This is a genomic window from Mycobacterium sp., from assembly GCF_035603715.1.
In the GTDB taxonomy this organism is placed as follows: Bacteria; Actinomycetota; Actinomycetes; order Mycobacteriales; family Mycobacteriaceae; genus Mycobacterium.
Genome location: NZ_DATNJW010000315.1, coordinates 1 through 7,841, shown reverse-complemented (window position 1 = coordinate 7,841; position 7,841 = coordinate 1). Strand labels below are relative to the sequence as shown.

Genomic DNA, 7,841 nt, shown 5'->3' with positions numbered 1-7,841 from the left:
ACCACCTCCATGTCCTCACCGCCCTGGCCCAGGTCGATCGCGACCGCGACAACCTCACGGCCGGTCTCCTTGCCGATCCAGCTGATCGCCACCGAGGTATCCAAACCGCCGGAATACGCCAAGATGACGCGCTCGGACATGGACTGATCTCCTTAGAGTTGTGCGGTTATGTGAGGTCTTTGATCAGGGTCGCGAGTTCTAAGCCCGTCATCGGCTCGCGGGCCGCTACGAAGATCGTGTCATCTCCGGCGATCGTGCCGACTACGTAGGGCAGTGCGGCCCGGTCGATGGCACTGGCCAGGTAGTCGGCCGCGCCGGGCGGGGTGCGCAGCACGGCGAGGTTTCCGCTGGCATCGGTGGAGACCAGCACCTCGCTCAACAGCCTCGATAGTCGCGCGGTGCCGCCGGATACCCCCCGCAGGGGGCTGCCATCCTCCGGCACGACGTAGACGCCGACGCCGCCGTCGGCCCCGCGCAACTTCACCGCTCCGAGTTCTTCGAGGTCCCGCGACAGCGTGGCCTGGGTTACCTCGACGCCATCGGCGGCGAGCAGCGCGGCCAACTCGCTCTGGCTGCGTACCTCAGCCGACGACAGGATCGCCACGATGCGCGCTTGCCGTCCGACGCGGGTGATCTCAGGTGTGGTCTTCGAGCGCGTCATGTCGATCGCTCCAACAGCCACACCAGCAGCGCCTTTTGCGCATGCAGCCGGTTCTCGGCCTCATCCCACACCGCGCTGTGCGCTCCGTCGATCACCTCGTCGGTGATCTCGTGGCCACGATGAGCGGGAAGGCAATGCAGGACAACGGCTTCCGCGTCTGCTTTGGCCAACAGGTCGGCGTTGAGCTGGAAGGGCCGGAACGGCCGTACTCGATCGAGCCCGTCGTCTTCCTGGCCCATCGATGTCCAGGTGTCGGTCACCAGCACGTCCGCCCCCGATGCCGCAGCGATGGGGTCTGCGGTGATGGTCAGCGAGGCTCCGGTGTCGTTGGCGCGGTGCTCGGCGGCGGCGGTGAACAACGGATCAGGCGCGAAACCCGCCGGAGCCGCGACCGTCACGTGCATGCCGGCCGTCACGCCGCCGAGCATCAGTGAGTGCGCCATGTTGTTGGCGCCGTCACCGAAGTACGACATCCGCAGACCGCGCAGTGATCCCTTGCGCTCGGCGATGGTCTGCAGGTCGGCCAGCACCTGGCAGGGGTGGAACTGGTCGGAGAGCGCGTTGACGATCGGCACCGTCGCGGTCTCGGCCATTGCGCTGAGCCGGGCCTGGCCGTAGGTGCGCCACACGATGGCGTCGACGTAGCGGGACAACACTTTCGCGGTGTCCTGAAGTGTCTCCTCACGGCCAAGCTGGGTGCTGCGGCCGTCGACCACGACGGCGTGCCCACCGAGCTGGGCGATACCCACCTCGAAGGAGAACCGGGTTCGGGTGGAGTTCTTGTCGAAGATGACAGCGACGCCACGCGGGCCCTCCAGCGGCCGGTGGCTGAACGGGTCCTTCTTCAAGTCGGCGGCGAGCGCCAGCACCTCGGCCTGTTCATCGGGGTTCAGGTCGTCGTCGCGCAGAAAGTGTCGGATCACGGTGCCCCCTCAACGGTGTCCAGGATGCCGGGCAACGCGGTGACGAACGTGTCGAGCTGATGCTCGGTGATGGTCAACGCCGGCGCCAGGCGGACGACGTCAGGTGCCGCGGCGTTGATCAAAAACCCCGCGTCGCGGGCGGCCCCTTCGACCTCCTTCGCGGTGGGAGAAGTCAGCGCGATCCCGCACAACAATCCGCGGCCCCGAACGTGGTCGATCGACGGGTGATGAAGTGATTCGATGTTCTGGTGCAAGGTCTTTCCGAGGACCCCGGCCCGTCGTATCAGATCTTCGCCGGCCAATACCCGCAGCACCGCCAGCGCCGCTGCGGCGCAGATCGGATTGCCGCCGAAGGTGCTGCCGTGCAGGCCGGGCGTCAGTAGTCGCGCCGCCGGACCGATCGCCAGGCACGCGCCGATCGGCAGCCCCCCACCCAGTCCCTTGGCCAGCGTCACCACGTCGGGGGTGATGCCGTCGTGTTGGTGCGCGAAAAACGTTCCGGTACGGCCCATTCCGGTTTGGACTTCATCCAGAACCAGCAGCGCACCGTGGCGGCTGGTGATGTCGCGGGCGGCCGCCAGGTATCCGTCGGGCGGTACGACGATGCCGCTCTCCCCCATGATCGGTTCCAGGAACACCGCGGCGGTATCGTCACCGACCGCGGCTGCCAGAGCGTCGACGTCGCCGTACGGCACGTGGCTTACCTCGCCGGGCAGCGGTGCGAACGGCGCCTGCTTGGACGGCTGGCCGGTCAGCGCCAGGGCGCCCATCGTCCGGCCATGGAAACCACCTTGCGCGGCAACCAGTTTGGTCCGGCCGGTCAGACGGGAGAGTTTGAACGCCGCCTCGTTGGCCTCGGTGCCGGAGTTGCAGAACAACACCCGCGCTTCGGCATCGGTGCCGAGGAGGCCAACCAGCGCCTCGGCCAGCGCGATGCCGGGTTCGGCGGCATACAAGTTGGAGGTGTGTCCCAGCGTCGACATCTGTCGCGTGACGGCGTCGAGCACAGCGGGGTGCCCATGCCCAAGCACGTTGACGGCGATGCCGCCGAGCAGATCCAGGTAGGACTTGCCGTCGACGTCGGTGACCACGGCGCCGTTGCCGCTGGACAAAGCCACCGGCGGGACACCGTAGTTGTTCATCATCACCGCGGACCACCGCTGCTGAACGTCTTCGGTGTTCGTCATGCGCTCACCACCTTCGTGCCGGAACCTTCATCGGTGAGCAGTTCGACCAATACGCAGTGCTCGACGCGGCCGTCGATGACATGGGCGCTGGGCACGCCGGCGGTTACCGCCCGTAGGCACGCCTCGACTTTCGGGATCATGCCGGTCTCCAGCGTCGGTAGCAGGTGCGTCAACGCGGCGGTGTCGATTTCGCTGGCCAACGAATCCCGGTCCGGCCAGCTGGTGTAGAGGCCTTCGACGTCAGTGAGCATCAGCAGCTTCTCGGCTTCCAACGCCTCGGCCAATGCGCCCGCTGCGGTGTCGGCATTGATGTTGTGGACCACGCCGTCGATGTCGGGTGCCAGCGTCGACACCACCGGAATCCGGTTGGCGGCAATTAAATCCAGCACCACCGCGGGGTTCACCGCAGCGATGTTGCCTACCAGGCCGATGTCGGTGTCGATACCGTCGACGCTGACACTGCGCCGGACCGCGGTGAACAGATTCGCGTCTTCGCCGGTGACGCCGACCGCGTACGGGCCGTGCACGTTGATCAGGTTGACCAGCTCACGGCCGACCTGACCGAACAACACCATCCGCGCGACATCGAGCACTTCGGGTGTGGTGACCCGGAATCCGCCCTTGAAGTCCCCGGCAATGCCGAGTCGCTTGAGCATCGCGCTGATCTGCGGACCCCCGCCGTGCACGACGACCGGGTGAATGCCGCAGTTGCGCAGGAAAGCCATGTCGGCGGCAAACTCACGCCGCAGTGTGTCGTTGGTCATGGCGTTGCCGCCGTATTTCACCACCACGATCTTGCCGTGCAACTGGGTCAACCAGGGCAGCGCCTCGGCCAGCACCTGCGCTTTGACCTCGGTCGAGATCATGAGCTGTACGCCGAATTCTCTTCGACGTACGCGTGCGACAGGTCGGTGGTGCGGATCGCGGCGTGCGCGATGCCCACCCCCAGGTCGACGGCAACCTCGATCTCGGTGGCCGACAGATCAACCTCGCGTGCTCCCGGTGCGCCGACACCGTCGACACAAACGGCTGAGCCGTTGAACGACACGGTGATCCGGTCGGGGTTGAGCGCTACCGGCGCCATGCCGACGGCGGCGAGCACCCTGCCCCAGTTCGGGTCGGAGCCGAACATCGCGGTCTTCACCAGGCTGTCGCGCGCGATCACCCGGGCCGCGGTGACGGCGTCGTCTTCGCTCGCCGCACCGGTCACGCTGATGGTGATGCGCTTGGTGACCCCTTCGGCGTCGGCTTGCAATTGGGCGCACAGATCGTCGCAGACCCGCAGCACCGCGTCGTCGAGGTCGGCTTGGGTGGGCGCGATTTCGCTTGCGCCGGATGCCAATAGCAGCACGGTGTCGTTGGTCGAGCAGGCGCCGTCGATGTCGAGCCGGTCGAACGTCAGCGCGGTGGCGCGCCGCAGCGCCTGCTCGAGCGCGGAGGCATCGGCGACGGCGTCGGTGGTGAGCACGCACAGCATGGTGGCCAGCGAGGGCGCGAGCATTCCGGCGCCCTTGGCCATGCCGCCGACCGTCCAGTTGCCCGGATGGTGCAGCGCAACCTGTTTGGGCACCGTGTCGGTGGTCATGATGGCTCGGGCGGCCTCTTCGCCGCCGGAGATGCCGCCGGCCATTTCGCGCACCAGATTCACGACGCCGGCGAGAACCTTGTCCATCGGCAATCGGTCACCGATCAAGCCGGTGGAACACACCGCTACGTCGATCGCCCCAGTCTCGGTGCCCCACTCTGACAACGCCCCGGCCAGACCCTCGGCGGTGGCATGGGTGTCCTGGAATCCGCCCGGCCCGGTACAGGCATTGGCACCACCGGAATTCAGGACCACAGCGCGCAACTGCCCGTCGGCAAGCACCTGGTGGGTCCACAAGACCGGCGCCGCTTTGACCTTATTGCGGGTGAAGACTCCGGCGGCCCCGTGATCGGGTCCTTCGTTGAACACGAGCGCGAGATCGAGTGCACCCGATGCCTTGATGCCGGCCGCGATGCCGGCGGCACGAAAACCCGCCGGAGCGGTGACGCCTTGTGCGCGTACCAGCGGCGCGAGGTCAGCGCGTGTCACGGTGCCACCCCGACCACCGAAAGACCTTCGGCCTCCGGCCAACCCAGGGCCAGGTTCATCGATTGCACGGCGGCGCCGCCGGTGCCCTTGACCAGATTGTCGATCGCCGCTATCGCGACGAAGGTGGCCGCGTCCTCGTCGACGGCGACCGCGATGTGGGCGGCATTGCTGCCGATCACCGCGCCGGTACGGGGCAGTTGTCCTTCGGGCAACAGATGCACGAAAGGCTCTTCGTGATACGCCTTCTCGTAGGCAGCTCGCAGCTGCGACAGCGGTGACGTGGTCCGCGCTGTGCAGGTGGCCAGAATTCCGCGCGAGGTCGGGATGAGCACCGGCGTGAATGACACCGTGACGTCGCGACCGGTCACCTGGCTGAGTCCCTGAACGATCTCGGGGGTGTGCCGGTGCGCGCCGGCGATGTTGTAGGCCCGCGCCGAGCCAATGATTTCCGACCCGAGCAGGTCGGTTTTCGCTGCGCGACCTGCACCCGAGGCGCCGCTGACCGCGACGACGGTAACGGCGGGCTCGATGAGATCGGCTGCCACGGCGGGAAACAGCGCCAACACGGCGGCGGTCGGATAGCAGCCCGGCACGGCGATGCGGCGCGCATCGCGCAGCGCCTCCCGATTACCGGGTAGCTCGGGCAACCCGTATGGCCAGCTGCCCGCGTGTGGTGAGCCGTAGAAGCGCTCCCACGCGCCGCGGTCGCTCAGCCGGAAATCCGCGCCGCAGTCCACCACCAAGGTTTGCGCATCGAGTTGCTGCGCCAACGCCGCAGAATGCCCGTGTGGAAGGGCCAGAAAAACAACGTCATGACCGTCCAGTACGTCAAGCTCGGTGGGCTCCAGCACCCGCTGCGCCAAGGGCACCAGATGTGGATGGTGCTCGGCCAGCGGGGTGCCCGCGCTGGCGGCGGCGGTCAGTGCGCCGATCGTCAGCCGTCCATCGTGGTAGGCCGGATGCCCGAGCAGTAGCCGCAGGATCTCGCCGCCCGCGTAGCCGCTGGCGCCGGCGATCGCGACCCGTATGCCCTGGCTCATGATGCCCATCGTTGCATGACTATGCACACTGATGCAAACTCATTCTCGGTGGCGAACTCAGCCGCGCAGTACCGCGCCGACCTGCTCGGCTGCGCGCTGCACCGCCGCATCGCGAGCGGCGCTGGCCTCGTCTTCGGTGAGGGTGCGGTCGGCCGCGCGGAACCGAAGCGCGAAGGTCAGCGACTTGCGGTCGTTGCCGACCTGCGGGCCGGTGAATACGTCGAACAGCCGGACATCCTCCAACAGCTCTCCCGCGCCGTCGCGAACGGCGTCCTCGACCGCCTGCGCGGGAACGTCGGCGCTCACGACGAGGCTGACGTCCTGGAATACCGCAGGAAATGGGGAAACGCGTGGCGCCGGGAACGCATCGACGATCGGGATGGCATCGAGATTGAGCTCGACCGCGCAGGTGCCCTTGGGCAGGCCGGAACGTTCGATCACCGCCGGGTGCAATTGCCCGGCGTGGCCGACCACCGTCTCGCCGACGAATACTTCTGCGCAGCGGCCCGGATGCCACGGCAAATGCTGCGCGGCCCGCAGCGTGACCTCAACTCCGCTGGCGCGGGCAATGATTCGCACCGCCTCAAAAGCGTCGGCCGCCTCGGATCGCCGACCTTCGCCCCACGGTCCGCGGGGCTCGCGCAATCCGGTCAACACCGCGGCGACGTGCTGGGGCTGCCGCGGAAGTGACGCGTCCAGACCGGCGATCTCGTCGTCGGTGGGGCGCCGGTTCACCGGGATCAGCTCGACCGCCTTCGTCTGCTCGGTCGGCTGCACCACCTGCGCGACGGCGAACAGCGCTACATCGACGATGCCGCGAGAGACGTTGCGCGCCAGAGCCTCAAGCAGTCCCGGCAGCAACGTCGTGGCCAGATGCGGGCGATCGGCTTCCAGCGGGTTGAGTAGCTGCGTGGTCGATCGCCGTGCGTCGTCGGCGGGCAGGCCCCAGGCGTCGAAGACACCGGCGGGCAGGAATGGCGTCGGAAGGATCTCGACGTAGCCGGACAGCGCCAGCGACTTGCCGATGGCGCGACGGCGGCGCTGTGTCGCCGAGAGTCCACGGCCGGCCGGCGCCGACGGCAGCACCGACGGGATGACGTCCAGACCCTCCAGTCGCAGCACCTCCTCGACCAAGTCGGCCGGCTGCAACAGATCGGGCCGCCAACTCGGCGGCGTAACGGTCAGGCTGTCACCGGCATCGCTGACCGCGGCGCCGATCTGGGTCAACCGCCGGGCCGTCGTGCCCTGGGCGTAGCTCACTCCGGCGATGCGATCCGGCAGGTCAGCGGCGAGCCGGATCGGTGGGAGTGACCAGTCCTCCCGGGGCGGATCGCCCCGCCAGTCGGTGAGCTTCGCCGAGACCTCACCACCGGCGATCTCGGCGAGCAACGATGCGCAGCGATCCAGGGCCGCAACGGAAACGGCCGGGTCGACTTCCCGCTCGTAGCGGCGGGCGGCTTCGCTGGGCAGACGCAGCCGGCGCGCGGTCCGCGACACCGCGGCCGGATCCCACACCGCAGCCTCCAGCAGCACATCGGTGGAGTCGTCGCGCATCTCGGTGCTGCCCGATCCCATCACGCCGCCGATCGCCGCTGTCGCGACATCGTCGACGATCAGCACGTCGGCCGGGTTGAGTTGGCGCTCGATGTCGTCGAGCGTCTCGACCGTCTCGCCGTCGGTGGCGAACCGCACTGCGAGTCCGCCAGTGATCCGGTTGAGGTCGTGTGCGTGCATCGGATGACCGAGTTCGAGCATCACGTAGTTCGTCGCGTCGACCGCCGGCGAGATCGCCCGGATCCCGCTGAGCAGCAATCGGCGCTGTAACCACCACGGCGACACGGCAGTTGCGTCAATGCCCGTCACCGGGCGCAGGGCAAACCGGCGCACACCCGTCTCGGGTTGAACGGTCAGCGGCCAGGCCTCGCCCTGGCTCGGCACGGCGGGGATCACCTCTCT

General features: G+C 67.8%; 8 protein-coding genes. All 8 read right to left on the bottom strand.

All coding sequences use genetic code 11. From position 1 onward, the window contains the following. The coding region (locus VN856_RS13060) for an argininosuccinate synthase domain-containing protein (RefSeq protein WP_325689628.1) at positions 1-140 on the bottom strand (140 nt) is incomplete at its 3' end. Positions 141-166: 26 nt separating this feature from the next. Next, positions 167-661 carry an arginine repressor gene (locus tag VN856_RS13055; protein WP_325689625.1) on the bottom strand — a complete coding sequence of 165 codons (495 nt, stop codon included), beginning with the start codon at positions 659-661 and terminating at the stop codon, positions 167-169. After that, positions 658-1,584: an ornithine carbamoyltransferase gene (gene argF, locus VN856_RS13050; protein WP_325689623.1), complete on the bottom strand. Its 927-nt coding sequence runs from the start codon at positions 1,582-1,584 to the stop codon at positions 658-660. Before argF ends, VN856_RS13055 begins: the two co-directional genes overlap by 4 nt. Then, entirely contained in the window at positions 1,581-2,771 is a 1,191-nt protein-coding gene (locus VN856_RS13045) for an acetylornithine transaminase (RefSeq protein WP_325689621.1), read from the bottom strand. The genes argF and VN856_RS13045 overlap by 4 nt, the downstream gene beginning before the upstream one ends. Then, positions 2,768-3,637, bottom strand: a complete 870-nt coding sequence (gene argB / locus VN856_RS13040; RefSeq protein WP_325689619.1) for an acetylglutamate kinase — start codon at positions 3,635-3,637, stop codon at positions 2,768-2,770. Before argB ends, VN856_RS13045 begins: the two co-directional genes overlap by 4 nt. Further along, positions 3,634-4,845: a bifunctional glutamate N-acetyltransferase/amino-acid acetyltransferase ArgJ gene (gene argJ, locus VN856_RS13035; RefSeq protein ID WP_325689617.1), complete on the bottom strand. Its 1,212-nt coding sequence runs from the start codon at positions 4,843-4,845 to the stop codon at positions 3,634-3,636. The genes argB and argJ overlap by 4 nt, the downstream gene beginning before the upstream one ends. Beyond that, the gene (gene argC / locus VN856_RS13030; RefSeq protein WP_325689615.1) at positions 4,842-5,885 is read right to left on the bottom strand and encodes an N-acetyl-gamma-glutamyl-phosphate reductase; all 1,044 of its coding nucleotides are present in this window, start codon (positions 5,883-5,885) and stop codon (positions 4,842-4,844) included. The genes argJ and argC overlap by 4 nt, the downstream gene beginning before the upstream one ends. Before the next feature lie 57 nt (positions 5,886-5,942). After that, a partial coding sequence (locus tag VN856_RS13025) for a phenylalanine--tRNA ligase subunit beta (protein WP_325689613.1) occupies positions 5,943-7,841 on the bottom strand: 1,899 nt, incomplete at its 5' end.

What these genes read in the sequence shown, in the direction of transcription:
- VN856_RS13045 (WP_325689621.1), bottom strand. Translation starts at nt 2,771, where the DNA reads ATGACGAACACCGAAGACGTTCAGCAGCGGTGGTCCGCGGTGATGATG.
- argB (WP_325689619.1), bottom strand. Translation starts at nt 3,637, where the DNA reads ATGATCTCGACCGAGGTCAAAGCGCAGGTGCTGGCCGAGGCGCTGCCC.
- argC (WP_325689615.1), bottom strand. Translation starts at nt 5,885, where the DNA reads ATGAGCCAGGGCATACGGGTCGCGATCGCCGGCGCCAGCGGCTACGCG.
- VN856_RS13055 (WP_325689625.1), bottom strand. Translation starts at nt 661, where the DNA reads ATGACGCGCTCGAAGACCACACCTGAGATCACCCGCGTCGGACGGCAA.